Consider the following 18,373-nt stretch of genomic DNA (forward strand, 5'->3'; position numbering starts at 1 on the left):
GACGGGTTCGCGCTCACACGGGAAGCAGCGATGGACGTTTCGCGCTGCGGCCGTCCCCGGAAGACCTGCCGAGCAACCGCCGGACCAGCCAAGGGCCGAGAAACTCCGCCAGCCACCGGAGTTCCGCGCCGACCGTGCGCCACACCGGTTCGCGGACGGCGGGCGGCAGCGGGGCGCTCCAGCTGTCGTCGCTGCCGGGGAGGCCGAGGCTGTGCGCGACGGCCGCCGCGATGCGGGCGTGTCCGATCGGGTTGGCGTGCAAGCGATCCGCGCACCAGAGGCGTGGGTCGCTGGCGACCTCGTGCCGGTCGCAGTCCACGACTGTTACCCCGTATCGGGTTGCCGCGGAACGGATCCGGCGGTTGAGATCAGCGACTCGCGGGCGCAACGGCGCGGCGATCGGCGCGATTCGGCCGAGGTCGGGGAAGGCGAGGGTGACCACTTCGGCGCCCGCGGCGGTGAGTGCGGCGAACATGGCCGTCAGGTGCGCTTCCACGGCGCCGGCGTCGTAGCCGGGGCGGAGCACGTCGTTCATTCCGGCGACCACGGTGGCCAGCGTCGGCCGCAGAGCCAGGGCCGGAGCGAGCTGTTCGGCACGCACCTGGCCCGCGAGGCGTCCGCGGACGGCGAGGTTGGCGTACTCCACCCGCTCGCCGGTCGCGGCGAGATGCTGGGCGAACCGGTCCGCCCAGCCGCGGTGGCCAGTGGCCTCGTCGCCGTCCCCGATGCCCTCGGTCTGGCTGTCGCCCAAGGCCACGTAACGGATGGTCACGCACCGGCCTCCTGTTTGATCTGCTCGAACCGGGCGGCCATCGCTTCGCTCAGCGCCGTCGCCGCGGAGAGCGGGCGCACCATGACCACGAAGTCGTCGATCAGCCCGTTGTCGTCGGTGTGCAGGAAATCGCAGCCGTTGATCTCCTTGTCCCCCACCTTCGCAGTGAAGACCAGGGCATGGTCGTGCCCGTCGGCGCTGGAGATCTCCCGGACGTAGCGGAAGTCGGCGAAAACCCGGCTCACGGCGCGCAGGATGGCCGAGGTGACCGGCTTGCCTGGGTACGGCCGGTACGCGACCGGGCTGGTGAAGGTCACGTCGTCGGCGAGCAGGGCTTCCACGGCGGTGTGGTCGCCGCTTTCGACGGCCTTGCGGAACGGGTGCACGCTGCCTCCTACTAACTTTGTTGATTAGGTGCAGCCGAGATTAATCACCGGGGTGTTACCGTGTCCAGGTGTCCTTGAAGTTCGCGATCCTCGCCGCTCTGCTGGAGGGCGAGTTCTCCGGTTACGACCTGGCCAAGTCGTTCGACGCGTCGGTCGCCAACTTCTGGCAGACGACCCCGCAGCAGCTCTACCGCGAACTCGAACGGCTCTCGACCGAGGGCATGATCGCGCCGCGCGTCGTCGAGCAGGAGCGCCGGCCGAACAAGCGCGTGTTCCGCCTTACGCCCGCCGGGCGGCGCGCGCTGCACGAGTTCACCGCGACGCCGGTCCAGCCCACCACGATCCGGGACGACCTCCTGGTCAAGGTGCAGGGAAGCGACGCGGGCGACGCCGAAGCCGTGATCGCCGCCGTCGAGGAGCGCATGGAGTGGAGCCGCGCCAAGCTCGCCCGGTTCGAGCGGCTGCGCGAGCGCATGCTGGACGGCCGGCCGGAAAGCGACTATCTGCGCGAGAACGACCGCGTCGGGCCTTATCTGACGTTGCTGCGCGGAATCTCGTTCGAGAAGGAGAACCTGCGGTGGGGCGAGCACGCCGCGCGGATCCTCCGGCAGCGCGCCGAATCGGGCGTTTCCAGGCCTGCCTAGCGCGAAGGTGGCGGAACCGTCCTGGGTGACGTATACCCGTGCGGTGACGGGTACGACGGTGGGGCTGTTGCATCCGGGCCGGATGGGTTCGGCGATCGCGGCGCAACTGATCGCGGGCGGGCATCGGGTGTTGTGGTGCCCGGCCGGGCGGTCGGCGGGAACCGCGCGCCGAGCCGAGGAGACCGGGCTGACCGCGGTGGAGACGATTCCCCAGCTCCTCGAACGGAGCGCGGTCGTGTTCTCGATCTGCCCGCCCGCCGCGGCCGAGGAGGTCGCCGGATGTCTCGGGGACTACCGCGGCATCTGCGTCGAGGCGAACGCGATCAGTCCGCATCGGACGGTCGCGATCGCCGGCCGGGTCCGCGCGACCGTGGTGGACGGATCGATCATCGGTCCTCCCCCGGACGAGCGCTCGACCGCCCGCGTCTACCTGTCCGGCCCGGACGAAGCCGTCGAACTGGTGCGGGGACTGCTGGCCGGGAGCAGGGCCGAACCGGTGCCGCTGGGCGGACGGATCGGCGCGGCGAGCGCGGTGAAGATGGCCTACGGATCGTTCCAGAAGGCCTCGCGTGCGCTGGCCGCGGTCAGCCATGCGATCGCCGACGACTACGGCGTCGGCGACCACCTGCTCAAGGAAGCGAACGCCTTCGGCGGCAACGCACTGGCGGACACCGACGGGCTGCCTTCCGCGGCCGCGCGGGCCTGGCGATGGGCGCCGGAAATGCTGGAGGTCGCCGAAACCGCACGGGCGCTCGGTCTCCCGGACGCCCTCGCCACCGGCGCGGCCGAGGTGATGTCGCGCTGGGCGGACGACAAGGACGACTTCGGCCTCGACCTTCCGGCCACGCTGCGCCGCCTGCACCGCGAGTGACCGGACCGGGCCGCGATCTCGCCCGGCGATGCCGCAAGACTGAGGCTTAGCTCGCGCCCGCAGTCCACACGCGACTGACGGGGATTCTTGGCGGCCCGGGCGTCACCCGCGAGCCCCCCCCCGGCCGATGCCGGGGTCGCCCGAGTGACCGCGGCCACTCGATACGCGCCTTGCCAGACCCCAGTTGATCTGTTGTGCTTAGCCTTACCTAATCACCCGGACCGGCAAAGGGGTGTCGTCGGCGATGTACGCATGTGTCTGCGCGGCTGTGACGATGCCGCAGGTCGAGGCCGCCGTCATGGCCGGAGCCCGCAGCGTCGAGGAGATCGGCGAGCGCTGCGCCGCCGGGACCGGCTGCGGAACCTGTCACGAACGGCTGAACCGGATCCTTCTCGAGCGCGCCGCACCGCAGGACCTCGCGCACAGCGCCTGACCGGCACGCTCCGCTCCGGTTGTGAGCCGCATCACGCGTGGGTAGCATCCGGACCGGTCGAGGCCGGAGGTGCGGACGATGCAAGGCGACGAGGAAGTTCTCGCGCTGCTCAACGAGCAGCTGACCAGCGAGCTGACCGCGATCAACCAGTACTTCCTGCACGCCCGCATGCAGGCGAACTGGGGATTCACGAAGCTGGCCGCGCAAACCCGCGCCGAGTCGATCGAGGAAATGCACCACGCCGAATGGCTGACCGACCGCATCCTGCTCCTCGGCGGCCTCCCGAACTACCAGCGGCTCCTGCCGATCAACGTCGGCCAGACGATCCCCGAGATGTTCTCCTCGGACCTCGCGATCGAAATCGATGTCCTCGACCGGCTCCGGCCCGGCATCCCGATGTGCCGCGCCCACGGCGACGCAGGCAGCGCGAACCTGCTCGAGAAAATCCTTCTCGACGAGGAGCACCACGTCGATTACCTGGAAACGCAGCTGGAGCTGATCGACAAACTCGGCGAGCAGCTGTATCTGGCGCAGCTCGTGGATCAACCGCCCACCGCAGGCTGACCGCGGCCCGGGTAACGAAACACCGCGGCACGGCGACTCACTGGCACAGAATCCGGCACTGCCGAACCCCGGAGGACGCCGTGTCCGACGACGACCGCACAGAGACGACCCCGCCGATCCCGGCCGCGCCGCCGTCCCCTCAGTCGGAATTCGACTATCCGGCCATCGGGACCGAAAAAGTCCTCGACGGCGGCATTCTTCCTGACCCCGCGGAAGACCGCGACAAATGACCGCCGGGCCCGAACCGGCGGACAGCGCGAAGAAATCCGGGCCGGTCATCGCGAGCCTGATAGACAAAGAGATCGACAACGCTCGCGCGAACGCGAGTTCCCTGCAGGTCCGCGGACTGGCGGTGATCAGTTCTTCCGGAACGCTGGTCACGCTGCTTTTCGGGCTCTCCGCGCTGTCGACGAAAGCCCAGAACTTCGTGCTCCCGGACGCGGTCAAGCTTCCGCTGTACCTGGCGGCCGCACTGCTGGTGCTCGCCGCGGCCGCCGGAATCTTCACTAACGCGCCGCGAAGAAGCGACGCGATCGCGCTGAAAAACCTCACGCCGTTGATCGCCGAGGACCGCTACTGGAACGCGCCGTCGATTTACGCGGAAAGGGAAGTCGCCAAAACCCGGCTCACGGTGCTGCAGAACTCGCGAGCGATCAACATCAGCACCGCGCGGACCCTGCTCGTCGCGATCGTTCTCGAGATCGCCGGGGTCGCGTGCGTCACCTGGGCCGTCACGAGCCTCGTCTCGGCCTGAGCTCCGCGGGCGGGTCGTGCGCCCGGTCAGCCCTGGGTTTCCGCCGGGAAGCCGTGCCTGCGGGCGGCCACGACGACCACGATCACCGGCAGCATCAGCAGCAGCACGGTCCACGGGAACGAGCCGCTGCCCGCGAGGCCGAGCAACACCCCGCCGACGACACCGCCCGCCGCCATGGCGACGTTCCACAGGGTCACGAGCATCGCCTGTGCGGCGTCGGCGGATTCGCCGCCCGCCTCCCCCGCCGCGGTCTGCAGCAGGGTGGGCACGCCGCCCCAGCCGAGGCCCCAGAGCACCGCCGACGCGTAGATCAGCACCGGATCGTGCGCGATGGTGGCCAGCAGCAGCGCGGCCGCGGCGACGAGCAGCGAGCTGACGATGGTCAGCAGCCGCAGCCGCCGGTGGATCTGCGCGCCGACGAGCCAGATGCTCGCGATCGAGGCGATGCCGAAGGCGAGCAGGACGAGGTCGGTGCTTCCGCCCATGCCGAGCCCGGCGAGGAAGGTGGCGATGTATGCGTACAGGATCGTGTGCGCCAGCACGAAAACCAGCGTCACGAACAGCACCGGGACGACCCCGGGCACCCGCAGTGTCGGCAGCAGCTTCGGCCGCTCGCCGCTGCGGTGGCCAGGAAAGTCCGGCACTGCGGCGGCGATCCAGACCAGCAGCAGTGCCGTCAAGGCGGTCATGGCGAGGAACGCGGTGCGCCAGCCCGCGGCCTGGCCGAGGAAGGTCCCGGCGGGCACGCCGAGGCACAGCGCGACCGGGATGCCCGCCATCGCGATTGCGATCGCCCGGCCCTGCAAATGGGCGGGGACCATCCGTCGCGCGTACCCGGCGAGCAGCGCCCAGGCCAGCCCGGCGGCGACGCCCGCGACGAACCGCGCGACCATCGTCAGGAAGTACTCGGACGACACCGCCGTGACCGTGTTGGCAACGGCGAACCCGGCCATCGCGGTCAGCAGCAGCGGTTTCCTTCGCCAGCCCGCGGTGGCTCCGGAGAGCGGGGTCGCGGTCAGCACGGTGCCGAGCGCGTAGATCGTGACGGTCTGGCCGGTCGCGGACTCGCTCACGCCCAGCGAACCGCTCATCGCGGGAAGCAGGCCGGCGGGCAAGGTTTCGGTGAGGCTCGTGATGAACACGGCGGTGGCGAGGGCGAGCAGCGCGAACAGCGGAAACCGCGGTCCGGCCGGGTCTTCTCCCGCTGCGGTCTCCGCAGTGGATTCTGGTGTGGTGCTCATGCTCCGGCTTCTCTTCTGGAAGTGACTGCTGGTGGAGGTCGCTTCCGGACCCGGTCGTCGGACCGTTCCTTCCGCGCCCCGGCGACCACTCTGCGGACGGGGGCTTCGGGATTGCTTACGATCGGCTGACGGCGATCTGACGACAGCGCGGGGGCGACGGGATGCGGTTCGGGGTTCTCGGCCCGCTGGCGGTGTGGGACGACGCGGGGGAACCGGTCGCCGTGCCCGAGGCCAAGGTCCGCAGGCTGCTCGCGGTGTTGCTGGCCAGCGACGGCGGTCCGGTCTCCGCTGACCGGCTCCTTTACGACCTCTGGGGCAGCGAGCTGCCGGGCAAGCCCCTCGGTGCGCTGCAGGCGAAGGTGTCCCAGCTGCGCCGGGTCGTCGGCCGGGAGCGGCTGGAACGCCAGCCCGCCGGATACCGGCTGCGGATCGAGCACTCCGAAGACCTCGACGCCCGGCGGTTCCGCGAACTCGTCGCCAAGGCCCGCTCGACGCCGGACCCGCGCAGCCGGGCGGCGCTGCTCACCGAGGCGCTGGAGTTGTGGCGCGGAGCGGCGTACGCGGACTTCGCGGACGAGGATTTCGCGCGGGCGGACGCGCACCGGCTGACCGAGCAGCGACTGACCGCGGCAGAGGAACAGGCGAAAGCCTGGCTGGAAACGGGAGACCACGCTGCCGCGGCCGACGAACTCGCGGTCCTCGTGCCCGCGCACCCGCTGCGGGAAAGCTTGCGCGCGGTGCAGATGCGAGCCCTGTACCTGAGTGGGCGGCAGGGCGAAGCCCTCGCCTCCTACGCGGAACTGCGCGAACGTCTCGCCGAGGAGCTGGGCGTCGACCCCGGCCGGGAGCTGCGGGCCCTGCACGAAGCGATGCTCCGGCAGGATCCTGGGCTCGCCGCCGGACCGCCGCCGCACGGCAACCTGCTCAGCCCGCTTGCCGCCACCGCACCGCAACTGCACGGCAACCTGCTCACCGGGCTCGCCGCCACCGCACCGCAGCTGCACGGCAACCCTCCCACCCCGCACGCCGCCGCCGGACCGCTTCCGCACGGCGACCTGCCCACCGGGCTCGCTTCCGCCGCGCCGCAGCCGCACGGCAACCCGCCCACCCCGCTCGCCGCCGCACCGCGCCCGCACAGCAACCTGCCCAGCGCACTCACCCCGCTCGCCGCCGCACCGCGCCCGCACAGCAACCTGCCCAGCGCGCTCACCCCGCTCGCCGCCGCACCGCGCCCGCACAGCAACCTGCCCAGCGCACTCACCCCGCTCGCCGCCGGACCGCGCCCGCACAGCAACCTGCCCAGCGCACTCGCCCCGCTCATCGGCCGGGAGCAGGCACTCGCGCAGCTGACCGGCCTGCTGGGCACAACGCGGCTCGTCACCCTCACTGGCCCCGGCGGGGTCGGCAAGTCGCGCCTGGCCGTGGCGGCCGCAGCCGAAGCCGCTGCGGAATTCCCGGACGGCGTCCGGCTGGTCGAGTTCGCCGGGGTGCGCGACGGGACGGCCGAGGATCTCGCCGAAGTTGCCGCAGCCGCGTTCGGCATCCGCGACGATTCCTCCGGGACACCGTCAAGCGCCGGGGCCTCCGCACCCGCGCGGCGTCTCGCGGCCGCACTGCGCGACCGGCGCGCGCTGCTCGTGCTGGACAACTGCGAGCACGTGGTTGACGCCGCCGCCGAGCTCACCGAACTGCTCCTGCACTCCGCACCTGGACTGCGCGTTCTGGCCACCAGCCAGGAACCTCTCGGTCTCCCAGGCGAAGGCGTCTTCGCGGTGGAACCGCTCCCGACGACGGAAGCGGTGAGGCTGTTCGTCGAACGGGCCGCCGCGTCCGCGCCCGGTTTTCCCCGGCAGCCGGAAGACTGCGAGTCCGCAGATCTCGAGGCCGTCACCGAAATCTGCCGTCGGCTCGACGGCATCCCGCTCGCGCTCGAACTCGCCGCCACCCGCGTCCGCGGCCTCGGCGTCCGTGAGCTGGCGACGCGGCTCAGCGACCGGTTTTCGCTCCTGACCCGGGGAAAGCGCGGCGCCCCGGCACGACAGCAGACTCTGCGCGCGGTGATCGACTGGAGCTGGGAGTTGCTGAGCGCACCGGAGCGGATCGTGTTGCGGCGGCTGGCCGTCCACCGCGACGGCTGCGACCTGGAAGCCGCCGAAGCGGTGTGCGCGGGAGACGGCGTCCGGCACGAGGAGGTGCTCGACCTCGTGACGCGGCTCGTGGACCGTTCTCTCGTCGTCGTGGCGAACGGGCCCGCCGGGATCCGCTACCGGCTCCTGGAATCGGTTGCCGCCTACGCCACCGAACGCCTCCACGAAATGTCGGACGCTGCCGAAACCCGCATCCGGCACCTGCGCCACTATCTGGCTCTCGCCGAGCGAGCCGAGCCCCGGTTGCGCGGCAACGAACAGCGAACCTGGCTCACGCGTCTGGACGCCGAAGCCGGGAACATGCGCGCGGCTTTGGACGAGGCGGTCCGCGCGAGCGCCGCAAAGGAGGCCGTCCGGCTGACGACGGCGCTCTCGTGGTGGTGGCTGCTTCGCGGCCGTCTCGCCGAAGGCCGCCGCGCCCTCTCGACCGTTCTCGACGCGGTATCCCCGGACGCGGAACTCGCTGTGCTGCACCACGCTTTCGCCCTGCTGACCGGCGACCAATCCGCCGCCCCCGCCGACGCCGCGGCCATTCGCGACCCGATCCGCCGCGGTCGTGCGCTGTGGCTGCGGGCCTACAGCCTGTTCAGCGTCGGCGACGCGACAGCCAGTGCCGAAACGAACGCCCTCGCCCTCGATCTCTTCACCGCCGAGGACGACCAGTGGGGCGTCGCCGCGGCGTTGGGCCTGCGGGCCATGCTCGCGTTGGTCCGCGGCGACCTCGCCAGTCTCGGCCGCGACGGCGTCCGCAGCGCCGCGCTCTTCCGCACTCTCGGCGACCGCTGGGGCGAAATGCAGACCATTCCGCCGTTGGCCGCTCTCGCCGAGATCAAGGGCGACTACCAGGACGCGGCGGACCGTCAGCGCGCCGGCCTCGCGATCGCCCGCGAACTGGACCTGCAGGCCGAGGTGTCCGCCCGGCTGTCCGGCCTCGGCAGGCTCGCGCTGCTGGAGCGCGACTGGGAACGCGCTCGCGAACTGCATCAGCAGGCGCACCGCATCGCCGCCGAGCACGGCTACACCTACGGCCAGATCCACGCCGAGATGGGCCTCGCTCTCGGTGCGCGCCGCTCCGGCGACCTCGACACCGCCGAGAAGCACCTGCACCACATCCGCGACAGCTACGCCGGCCTGTCCTCCTTGGCCGGGGACCATTTGCTGTACGCGGAGCTCGGATTCATCGCCGAACTCCGCAGCGATACAGGGCAGGCAGCAGCTTTTCATCTCCGGAGCCTGGACATCGCCCGGACGCTCGACGAACCGCGCGCGCTGGCGCTGTCCTTGGAAGGCTTGGCGGGAGCGGCCGCCCGGAAGGACTCCGCCGAATGCGCCGCACTGCTGCTGGGCGCCGCCGACGCCGCCCGCCGCCGGGTGGATGCACCGCTCCCCCGCGCCGAACGCGGCGACACGGACCGCATTACCGCGGCCGCACAAGCGGTCCTTTCGGAATCCGGCTTCGCCGAGGCGTTCCAGCGTGGCGCGGCGCTGTCCGTCGAAGCCGCGATCGCGGCGGGAACGGCGGAGTGCGCGAATTCCGCGCGGATGCGGAACTGCCCGGCAGGATAAAGTGCAGGCGGAGCGAGGGGGCGTGATGACGGCAGGCGAGGGGCAGTCCCAGCTGCGCTCGGCTGTTCTCGCGCGGGCCTGGCAGCGGATCCCGGACGTCGAGGTGCTTTCGGCGGCCGACGGCGGGCCGCTGACGCGCACGATCAAGAAGATCATCGACCCGCTCGTGATCCGCACCGCGGCGCGGACCCGGCTGGGCCGTCCGCTGCTGGATCCGGCCGCCGCGGCGGAAGTGACCGAGTTGCTGCTGGCCGATTCGGCTCGGCTGCGCGCCACGGCAGCGTGGTTCACCCACCTCAAGCGGCAGCGGCGGGCCTTGCGCATCACCGCGGGGAACGTTCAGGACGTGTGTTTTCCCCTCGCCTACGAACTCGCGACCGGCTTCGGCATGCCGGACGATTCCGCGCCGGAGCGGGCCGCGGCGGCGTTGCGCGAGTGGCACGGCCAAGACGATGCGGCCCGGGTCGATCAGGTGAGCCAATACCTCGCTGATCCCCAGCGCGCCGCTGAACTGACCGCTGAATTGCGCCGTCGCTGGGCTGCGGCGCCGGACGGATCTCCCGCAGCATTCGTCACGCTGCTCGACGCGGTCGCCGACGGCTTCACCGACGAGGCTTGGGAGAAGCTCGCCGACTCCCCCGCCGGGCACGCGTTCGGTCTCGCGTTGCGGCAGCCCGGCGGTACTGCCGTGCTCACCCGGGCCGTCCGCGATATTTCCGGTCTGCCCACGCCTGATCTCGGCCTGCAACGCGGCGAACGCACTGCTGTACCCCCGTTGAGCCAGCGCGACGAAACGGGGAACGGGCTTCTCGAACGCAGCATCGAACGCCGGGTCCGAGCGACGCTGCGCCGGGTGGACGGGCGAAGCGCCGTCGCCGACCTGGTCGACGGGGAACTCCGCCGTGCAGCCGCCGGGTTCGGGCTGGAATTGCCCGTGCTGGCAACGTGTTTCGTGCTCGGGGTCGTCCTCGCGCCCGCGCTTCGGCCGCTCGACGGGCCCCGCGACCTCCCGGGCTTCGCCCAGCGGCTCAACGCTCAGGTCGCGCGGGAGGGATACGTCCTGTACGCACGGCGGGCGCTGGCCGGTTCGACGCCCCTCACCGCGCAGCCGGACGCCGAGATCCTCCGGGAACTGCGCGAATTCGCGAAGCGCTTCCTCGCCCGGTTGTGGGCGCGGCTGCACGGCTTCGACGTCAGCGGAGAGGTCCCGGACGACTTCCGAGACCTCCTCACCGGGGTGGTCCGGTCGACCTCGCTCGACCTGCGGACAAAAGTACGCCGCGCACTCGTCGCCAACCTGCCGCGATTGGAGGCCGCCTCGTGACCCATCCGGTGCACACTCCGGTCCTCGCGGCGGACGGCGGCCTCATTCGCTTTGCGCTGACGGATCTGCTGCGCGCTTCGGCACTGTCGATGCGGATCGAACTCGCCGACGCCAGCGCGGCTGAACCGTGGCTGACCAGGCTCGTCGGCGCCGAAGCCAGCGTGGCCGCGCTCCGGGACGGATACGTCGACGTCCCGGCGAGCCCGGAGTTGGCCCGCCTCGCACTGCTGCTGTGGGCGCGGCGGTGGTGGCCTGCCAGCCCGCTGCTCGGGATCCCGTCGCTCGATCCGGCGCTGCTGGATTTCGAAGCGGCCGTCGCGACCGCAGACGTCGCCGAGGGCCTGCTCGACGGGTTCGAGGCCACCCCGGCTGAACTGTTCGACCAGGCCGTCGGCGCGGGTCTGGTCGCCGCGGCCGGACCGGTGGCCGACGAAGTCCGCCTTCTGTGCGAGCAGCTTTCGGCCTGGTTCGACCGCGAGGACGACCTCGATCGGGCCGAAGCCGCGGCCTCACTGGCGGCTCGGGTGGCTCCAGGGCAACGCGCGTACGCCTTGGCGGCGGGTTCCGGTCCTGCCGCGTCTGGCGAGGGTGTGCTGGCAGAGGGACGCGCCAGTGTCGACTGGGCGCGGGTGCCGCCCGGTGTTCTGGACGCCGCGGAGGACACGGTCGCCTGGCGGATCGTCGCGACCAGGACTGCTGCCCGGCTCGACGTCGAAGTCTCGGGCGCGCTCGACGACGCGTCGCTCACCGCGGTGGCGACCCGCGACGGTGCGCCGTTCGCCGAGGTCGCCCTGCACCTGGGCAGCGCGGGGTTCGCCGGAACGACCGACTTGGACGAAGCCGGTGCCAGGCTCGCAGCGACGTCCTCCGGCCGGATCGATCTCATCGTCGGCGCGGCAGGCCCGGACGTCGACGGCACCACGTCCGAGGACCGCGCCGAGGTGATCTCCCTGGTGCGGGCCCGCGAATCGCTGCCGCCGGAGGCCCGCACCTTGGCGGAGCGGGCCGCAGCCGACGAGGAGTTCTGACGTGCTCGTGGGGTTGCCACCTCCGCTCGCGTCGCCGGACCGGCCGCTGCCTACGGAACTGGCCGATGCGGTGTCGCACGGCTACAACTGCCGTTGTGTCGCAAGGCATTTCGGTCTCGACCCAGTGGCGTACCAGGAATTGCCCGCCTGCTCGCTGAGCCAAGCCGAGTACGACGCGCTGCTCGCCGAAGCCTTCGCCGTCCAGAACGAGGCCAAGAGACTCGCCGCGGCACGAGATGTCGCCGGGGCACAGCGGGCTTACGCACGGATGCGACAGCTCGCTCAGCAGCTCGACCGCGTCAGCCTCGAAGTCGCCGCGGTCAGCGATCTGGCCACGGTCTGCTACTCCGCGGGCGACCTCCGCAATGCGCGCCAGTGCGCGGAAGCCGTCCTCAACGTCTTCGCGCTCAGCACTGCCGCGATAGTCCACTTCGGACAGTACGCCGAACTGCGGATGATCGAAGGCTCCCGCGAGGTAGCGGAACGCGTCCTCATCTCACTGTCCACAGAGGAGGGCGACCTCGCCAGGGCACGCGAGTTGCTGGCGGATCAGCGGCGGCGCGCGGCGTTCCGGAAGGCCGCCGAACCCGGCCAGTTCCCGCGCGAACAACTCGACCCGCACGGTGCCGACGAACTGGAGTTGCGCATCCTCGAAGTGCGCGTGCAGGTGGCCGCCGGGGACCCGGCCGGTGCGCGGGACGCGATCGACGAGATCCTCACTAGCCTGGACCGCCTCGCGGACATAGCCGAGGTCCGCGACCAGGTGGCGGCGCTGCAAGCCATGGCGCGAGCCGAACGCGCCCGGATCCGCCAGGCAGGCGGCGAGGAAGCGGACGCGACGGCGGATTTCCTGCGGCTCAACGCCCGGCACGAAGGTCCGACAGCGGCGAAATTCGCCATCAGCCTGGCCGAAACCCGCGCGCTCGACGGAGATCTCCGCGGCGCGATGGCGGCGATAGTCCAGGCCCGAGACGAACTCGCTGCCGCAGGGGTGACCGGCGACGTCGCCGAGGCGAGCTACGCGCTGGGCAGCTTGCTCCTGCTCGCGGGTGCTGCAGGGCAGGCGCGAGAACAGTTCGAGCACGCGGGAAAGCTGTGGGCCGCGAACGGCGACACGCCCGGCGCGCGACGGCTCGCAGCGGCGCTGGCACGCTGTGCGGCGGCCGACGGCGACTGGACGTCGGCGGAAGAGCACGTGGCCCAGCTCCAGGCGGCGGCGCGCGAGTCGGGCGAATGGCTGGAGTGCCTGCGAGCCGATTATCTCGCGGCCGCGATCGGCTACGAACGCGGCGAAGACCCGCGAGCGGTGCTGGACCTGCTGTTGCCGGTGACCCTCGCCGCGCAGGAGTACCGGTTCGCGTTCGCGTCGGCTCAGGCCCGCACAGCGTGGGCGAACAGCGTCGCGGGTCCGGCGACGGAGTTGCTGATGGTCCTGCTGACCCAACTCGGCGAAACGCGACTGACCGCGGAGCTGATCGAACGCGCGTGCGCAGTCGGGGCGTACCCGGAGGACCGTTCGCTGAACCTCACCGGCGCGCTCCCTGCGCTGGCCCCGGCGGTCGAGGACGGTCAGCTTCCCTTGGCAGCATTGGGTTCGGTCACCTCGTCGCTACCGCTCCGGCTCGCCGCGCCGCCCGGGCTGCGGTGGTCGCCGTCCTCGCCGATGGAGCTGGACGCCTGGTCCCAGCTGGCCGCCGAACGTTACGGATGCGGATCGGTGCCGGGGACTGTCGAGACCTGGCCCGCCGCCGCACCCGGTCGCGAGACATTCATCCTGCGCTACGCCGACGCCGGGCACACCTACCTCAGCTGGCGCACCACCAGCGACCTCGACTCTGTCCGCACGCACCCCATCGACGCCGATCTCGTCGACACCGCGCGCGGCTTCCTCGCCGAGGCTTCCCCGACACCGCGGGAAGGCGAGCCGGTCGCGGCCGCGGTCCGTCGTTCGCTCGACGCTTTCGGCAGTTTCGCCGCGGAGCAACGCCTTGCTCGCGTCCTCGCGCTCAACCTCCTGCCCGCCGATCTCGTCGCGCAACTCCGGCGCGCCACGCGTCCGCTGTTGCGAATCCAGCCGTCCCCCGCGCTCGCCGCGGTCCCGTGGGGCCTGCTCGCCCTGCCCGACCGTCGCCCGGACCACGCGCTCGACGCCGACGACGTCGACACTTGCTTCGACAGCGACGTCCGAATCCTCGACCTCGCCGACGTCTCGCTGCTCGCCCCCGCCGGAATCCCGCGCCGCGAACCGGCTCCCGCCGGACCGCCCGTCTACCTGCTCGACCCGCGGATCCCCGGGCAGAGCGCGTTCGGCGAATTGGGCTCCGTGCTCGGCAAGCAAACCGCCGCTTCCCCGCTGATCCGCCACCTCGACGCACAACTCGCCGCAGGCCCCGTCCGCCCCGCCGCCGCGCGCGGCCTCGACCTGGTCCGCCGCACCGACACCGACCGCCAGCTCCTCGCCGACCTGCTGGCGGAACCGTGTTCGCGGCTGCTGTTCGCGGGGCACGTCAGCCGCATCCAGGACGTCCACGGTGCGCAGACCGCGCTGCATTTGTCGTGCTCGGCCGACCTGCCCGGCACCGCCGCACCGATCGGGGCGCACCGGCCGTTCACCGCTGCCGACCTGGCACTGTCCGAAGTGGACATGCCCCCGCGGGTCGCGCTGATCGGCTGCGCCAGCGCGAGCGACTTCGGCCTGCCGGAACCGTTCGGCGTCCTGCTCGCCGCGGTCGCCGCCGGGGCCGGGCTGGTGGCCGCAACGGTGTGGGCGCTGCCGACGTCGGCCGCGGTGCCGGGCGCGGATCCGATGGCTGAGTTGATCATCGCCGTGGACACCGCGCTTGCCGGAGCGGACCCGGTTGCTGAGGTGTGTGCCTGGCAGCGGGCCCGGCTCGCCCACTGGCGCGAACGACCCGAACCAGCCCATTCCCCGATCTTCTGGGCAGCCCTGACCTGCCTCGACGCCACCGACGACGCCAAAACTTGGGTTCGGTAGCAGCCCGCCCGCCCGAAGCTGTGTCCAGCACACCGACACAGCGAAAGGCACCCGATGTTCAAGAAGATCCGCGACAAGATCAACGAAGCCACCCAGCAGGGCATGGCGAAGGGCGCGCAGGACTTCCAGCAGCACGCCGAGCTGTTCCGGCAGGCGGCCGCCGCGCAGGGGCACGACATCACGCCGCAGTTGCCGACGCCGCAGCTCGCCGCGCAGGCGTACCGCAACGTCGCGGCCGACCCCGAGACGGCTGCGTTCCTGGCGCTGCCGATGCACGAGCAGCTGCGCCAGCAGCAGGAACTGCAGGCCTACGGCACCGAACTGCGCCGGTTGTACGACACCGGCGAGAAGGCCACCCTGGTGATCCGCGCGCTGGAGCCCACCGGCCGGACGGTCGCCGGGCAGGCGCAGTACACCGCCACCCTGGAGGTCACCCGCGCCGACGGCATGATGTACCGCACGGTCACCCCGCTGATCACCCCGCAGGCGACGATCCAGCAGTACGCACCCGGCACCCGGCACGAAGCCCGTCTCGACCCCGCCGATCCGGCGAAGGTCGCCGTGTTCGGGCCGATCGCGTAGGCGGCCGCGGTGTTCAACTCCTTGGCATTCGGGCTCGCGGACGACCCTGAACAGAACCGGGCGTCGACCCGGCGGCTGTGGCTTCTCGGGATTCCCACGACGCTCGCCTGGGCGGTCGCCGGCTGGTCCGGCGCGCTCGGGCTGCTGGACGGCTTCCGCCTGATGTCGCTGAACCGCGTCGGCGCGTGGGGGGCCGACGCGGGACCGGCGGGTTCCCTCGTGTTGTTCTTCAGCCTGGCGGTGACGATCGCGTCGTCGCTGGGGTTCGCGATGCTGTGGGGCGGCGGGATGTCGTTGCGCCGCATGGGAATCAGCTTCCGGGCCAGCTCGCTGGCAGCAGCACTCGGCGTGACGCTGGGTAGCGGTGTGGCGGCTCCGTCGTGGACACCGCCCGAATCGGTCGGCGAGCGACTGCCCTTCCTCGACGGCAAGGCCGAGCCGTGGTCCGATGTGGACTGGGTGATCTACTACGAGCCGTTTCTGGTGCCCGCGGTGTCCGGGCTCATCACACTGGTGCTAATCGTGGTGCTGCTGCGGTCTTTCCTCCGCGCGGCCGAGGCGGACGATCGCGAGCAGGCGCTGCGGCACTGCGGCCGCCAGGCGACGGGCGTCCTCACCCGGGTGGATTTCACCAACGTCTGGGTGATGGGGAATCCGCGATTCAGCGTCCACGTGCGGTTTCCCACCGAGACCGGCGAGCGCGAGGCCGTGACCACGATGATCACGCCGCTCTTCCAAGCCCCTTCCGAGGGTTCGGCAGTGCGGGTCCGCTACGACCCGCAGGACCCGAAAGCCGTTCTGGTGGAACCGGTTTCCCGCTGACCAAGTCTGGAGCACGTCCATGCGCACGATCGCGCTCGGTTTCCTGACCGGCATCGTCGTCGGAGCGACCGTCTGCTCGCTCGTCGTCGGGATCATCGTCGAAAGTGTTCCGCTGTTCGTGGCCGGGTTCGGAATTCCGCTCGGCTACGGCGTTCTCGTCTGGCTCGGCGGTCTGCCGCGACGCGCCCGCGAGGCGGCAGTCCCGCAGACAGTGGCACTCGCCCGGATCGAAAGCCTCCGCGCCGGCGGCACCGAAACGGGCGATCTCCCGGTCGAGTTCGTCCTCACGGTGGCACCGGACGGGGAGCCGGCGCATCGCGCGACGGCGACCCGCACGGTCAACCTGGCCGATCTCCCGAACTACCGCAAGGGCGACGTCCTGGTGGTCGCTTACCCGCCGGAGCGCCCGTGGAAGGTCCGGCTCGTGGACAACCCGACGCCGGAATGGCAGCGCCGGGCGGCGGAAGCGGTCATCGAACCCGCTCCCGAGTCCGCTCTGGTCGCCCCGCCGCCGGAGGGGTGCGCGGCCGGTGCCCTCACCCTCGTCGGGATACTGCTCGGCGCGGGCGCCGTTCTCGGGCTCTTCCGCGCCGAACTGTTCGCTCCGGAAGCTCCGTCACCGCCTCCCGCGTCCTCCACCGAGACCACTTCCTCAGGGTCCGCGACGGTCGACGTCGGCCCCGAGCAATCGTTGCTGGACGAGGGAGAACTGCGCCGCGCCGTCGACGGGCTGGCCCAGGCCACGGACGTCTCGCAGACGCTCACCGCGGTCGTCCAGGAGCACCGGCTGACGGTCGTCTTCGCCCCGACCGAGGTCCAGGTCCCGCGATTCGATCTCCGCACCCTGCCCGTCACCGAGATCCCGCGCCTGGTCCGGAAAGCCTTGCAGACCCTCGACGTCGGGACACCGCAGACCTGGCAGGTCACCATCGCGCAGCTGCCGTCCGCACGCACCATCCGCGTCACGGTGACCGGCCCCAACGGCAGCGCTTCCCTCGCTGGGTGATCAGCCCGTCAGTCCCAGCGAAGCGCCGAGCAGCAAAAGTCCTTTGGCGGTGCGCGGATCCGCGCCGGTCAGGTTGGCGATGCGCGACAGGCGATTGTCCACTGTGTTCGGATGGACGTGCAGCTTCCGCGCGGTCTCGCGACGGTTGAAGTCAGTCTCGAAATAGGTCCGCAGTGTCGTCGTCAGATCAGGCTCGCCATCCAGCCGCGACGCCAGCGCGCGCAACTGCGGGGTGGCCGCGCTGTCGTGGTTGAGCTGGTATTCGAAGAGGTGATCCGCAAGCACCGCAACGGTATCCGGGACTGCGTTCAACCGCAGCAGCCGCTCCGCTTCCGCTACCGCCGCCGGGACTTCCGACAGTTCTGCCGCGTGGGCGAACGCGCCGGTGATCTCCACGCCCGTGGTCTGATGCGCTCGCGGCACCGCCAACCGCGCCTCATCCAGCACCGCTTCGGCATTGTCCGAACCGGACGGAAGCAACAACAGGCCGCCGTCGGGATCCAGCGCGGCCAGCACGTCTCCGGAGAGTTCGCGACGCAGGTGCTGCAACAGCAACCGCACCTTCCTCTGCCCGGCGAGATGGCGGCCGACCGCGTCGCCGACGGAATCCGCTGGGTCCACGGCGAACCGCAGCGCCAGCACGCCGTACGCCGGGGCTAGCCGGACGTCCGCCGGCTCCGGGACCGACTCCCCCGCCGCCAGCCGCCGCACCAGCGCCCGCGCCGCCTCGCGTTGTTCGTGGTCCGCGGTCTGGAATTCCTTCTGGTGCGCCTGCACCGCCGCGTTCATCACCCGGTGCGTGCACTTCAGCAGCACCGCCGCCGCGCCGTCCGGCGGAGACCCGCCGGACAGGTCGTCGACCTCCGCCCACATCTCCTCGGCCACCAGGAGGTAGGCGTGCACGAACTCGCCGACCGGCAGCCCCTCCGCGCCTCGCTCCCGGCCGCGTTGCCGGAACAGCTCCAGCTCGTCCTCGCGCGGCTCGTCCCCCTCCCGCGCCGCGCGGGAGAACATCCGGCCGAACTCGCGGACCGTGTGCGCCATGTGCTGGTGCAGGTGCGCGGGCGCCTTGCCGCGGTAGTGCGGCGAGGTCTCGACGTACCGGCGGATCGTCCGCTCGGCCAGCTTCGGCAGCCGGTGCTCGAAGCTGCGCCACGACAGTTGTGACATGTCACAGCACGGTAGCCGAAACCCTGGGCAATGTGCGCTACCAGCTGGAGAGGCCAGCGGCGACAGTT

The 18,373-nt window shown here is 71.3% G+C and carries 17 protein-coding genes; 13 read left to right on the forward strand and 4 right to left on the reverse strand.

The window, feature by feature from the left end:
* Positions 1-13: 13 nt before the first annotated feature.
* Complete coding sequence (locus PUT80_RS12435) at positions 14-772, reverse strand: SGNH/GDSL hydrolase family protein (RefSeq protein WP_037811564.1); 759 nt, start codon at positions 770-772, stop codon at positions 14-16.
* Entirely contained in the window at positions 769-1,158 is a 390-nt protein-coding gene (locus tag PUT80_RS12440; protein WP_037811563.1) for a nuclear transport factor 2 family protein, read from the reverse strand. Before PUT80_RS12440 ends, PUT80_RS12435 begins: the two co-directional genes overlap by 4 nt.
* 68 nt (positions 1,159-1,226) lie before the next feature.
* On the opposite strand from PUT80_RS12440, the gene PUT80_RS12445 reads away from it, so the two are divergent.
* The 6 genes from PUT80_RS12445 (at position 1,227) to PUT80_RS12470 (ending at position 4,424) form a co-directional block, all read left to right on the forward strand.
* On the forward strand, positions 1,227-1,802 hold the full coding sequence (locus PUT80_RS12445) for a PadR family transcriptional regulator (RefSeq protein ID WP_037811562.1): 576 nt from the start codon (positions 1,227-1,229) through the stop codon (positions 1,800-1,802).
* A 43-nt stretch (positions 1,803-1,845) separates the two neighbouring features.
* Positions 1,846-2,673, forward strand: coding sequence for a DUF1932 domain-containing protein (locus PUT80_RS12450; RefSeq protein WP_275292007.1), 828 nt, complete (start codon positions 1,846-1,848; stop codon positions 2,671-2,673).
* Between the two features lie 244 nt (positions 2,674-2,917).
* Complete coding sequence (locus PUT80_RS12455; protein ID WP_037717597.1) at positions 2,918-3,106, forward strand: (2Fe-2S)-binding protein; 189 nt, start codon at positions 2,918-2,920, stop codon at positions 3,104-3,106.
* 78 nt (positions 3,107-3,184) lie between these two features.
* Entirely contained in the window at positions 3,185-3,670 is a 486-nt protein-coding gene (gene bfr, locus PUT80_RS12460) for a bacterioferritin (RefSeq protein WP_275292008.1), read from the forward strand.
* An 80-nt stretch (positions 3,671-3,750) separates the two neighbouring features.
* Positions 3,751-3,900 (forward strand): hypothetical protein, encoded by a 150-nt coding sequence (locus PUT80_RS12465; protein ID WP_275292009.1) that lies wholly within the window; start codon positions 3,751-3,753, stop codon positions 3,898-3,900.
* Positions 3,897-4,424 carry a hypothetical protein gene (locus PUT80_RS12470; RefSeq protein WP_134727412.1) on the forward strand — a complete coding sequence of 176 codons (528 nt, stop codon included), beginning with the start codon at positions 3,897-3,899 and terminating at the stop codon, positions 4,422-4,424. Before PUT80_RS12465 ends, PUT80_RS12470 begins: the two co-directional genes overlap by 4 nt.
* A gap of 26 nt (positions 4,425-4,450) precedes the next feature.
* On the opposite strand, the gene PUT80_RS12475 is transcribed toward PUT80_RS12470, so the two are convergent.
* Positions 4,451-5,665, reverse strand: a complete 1,215-nt coding sequence (locus PUT80_RS12475) for an MFS transporter (protein WP_275292010.1) — start codon at positions 5,663-5,665, stop codon at positions 4,451-4,453.
* Positions 5,666-5,826: 161 nt separating this feature from the next.
* On the opposite strand from PUT80_RS12475, the gene PUT80_RS12480 reads away from it, so the two are divergent.
* The 7 genes from PUT80_RS12480 to PUT80_RS12510 are packed head-to-tail and all read left to right on the forward strand — an operon-like array spanning position 5,827 to position 17,135.
* Positions 5,827-9,378 carry a BTAD domain-containing putative transcriptional regulator gene (locus PUT80_RS12480; protein ID WP_275292011.1) on the forward strand — a complete coding sequence of 1,184 codons (3,552 nt, stop codon included), beginning with the start codon at positions 5,827-5,829 and terminating at the stop codon, positions 9,376-9,378.
* Between the two features lie 25 nt (positions 9,379-9,403).
* Positions 9,404-10,702, forward strand: coding sequence for a hypothetical protein (locus PUT80_RS12485; RefSeq protein WP_275292012.1), 1,299 nt, complete (start codon positions 9,404-9,406; stop codon positions 10,700-10,702).
* Entirely contained in the window at positions 10,699-11,730 is a 1,032-nt protein-coding gene (locus PUT80_RS12490) for a hypothetical protein (RefSeq protein WP_275292013.1), read from the forward strand. The genes PUT80_RS12485 and PUT80_RS12490 overlap by 4 nt, the downstream gene beginning before the upstream one ends.
* Before the next feature lies 1 nt (position 11,731).
* Entirely contained in the window at positions 11,732-14,725 is a 2,994-nt protein-coding gene (locus tag PUT80_RS12495) for a hypothetical protein (protein WP_275292014.1), read from the forward strand.
* A gap of 54 nt (positions 14,726-14,779) precedes the next feature.
* The gene (locus PUT80_RS12500; protein ID WP_275292015.1) at positions 14,780-15,307 is read left to right on the forward strand and encodes a hypothetical protein; all 528 of its coding nucleotides are present in this window, start codon (positions 14,780-14,782) and stop codon (positions 15,305-15,307) included.
* Between the two features lie 9 nt (positions 15,308-15,316).
* On the forward strand, positions 15,317-16,129 hold the full coding sequence (locus PUT80_RS12505) for a DUF3592 domain-containing protein (RefSeq protein ID WP_275292016.1): 813 nt from the start codon (positions 15,317-15,319) through the stop codon (positions 16,127-16,129).
* Between the two features lie 19 nt (positions 16,130-16,148).
* Positions 16,149-17,135 carry a hypothetical protein gene (locus PUT80_RS12510; RefSeq protein ID WP_275292017.1) on the forward strand — a complete coding sequence of 329 codons (987 nt, stop codon included), beginning with the start codon at positions 16,149-16,151 and terminating at the stop codon, positions 17,133-17,135.
* Here PUT80_RS12510 and PUT80_RS12515 read toward each other — a convergent pair whose 3' ends face one another.
* On the reverse strand, positions 17,136-18,305 hold the full coding sequence (locus PUT80_RS12515; RefSeq protein ID WP_275292018.1) for a PucR family transcriptional regulator: 1,170 nt from the start codon (positions 18,303-18,305) through the stop codon (positions 17,136-17,138).
* Positions 18,306-18,373 lie beyond the last annotated feature (68 nt).

Origin of the sequence: Amycolatopsis sp. La24, from assembly GCF_029087445.1 — a bacterium.
Taxonomy (GTDB): domain Bacteria; phylum Actinomycetota; class Actinomycetes; order Mycobacteriales; family Pseudonocardiaceae; genus Amycolatopsis; species Amycolatopsis nivea.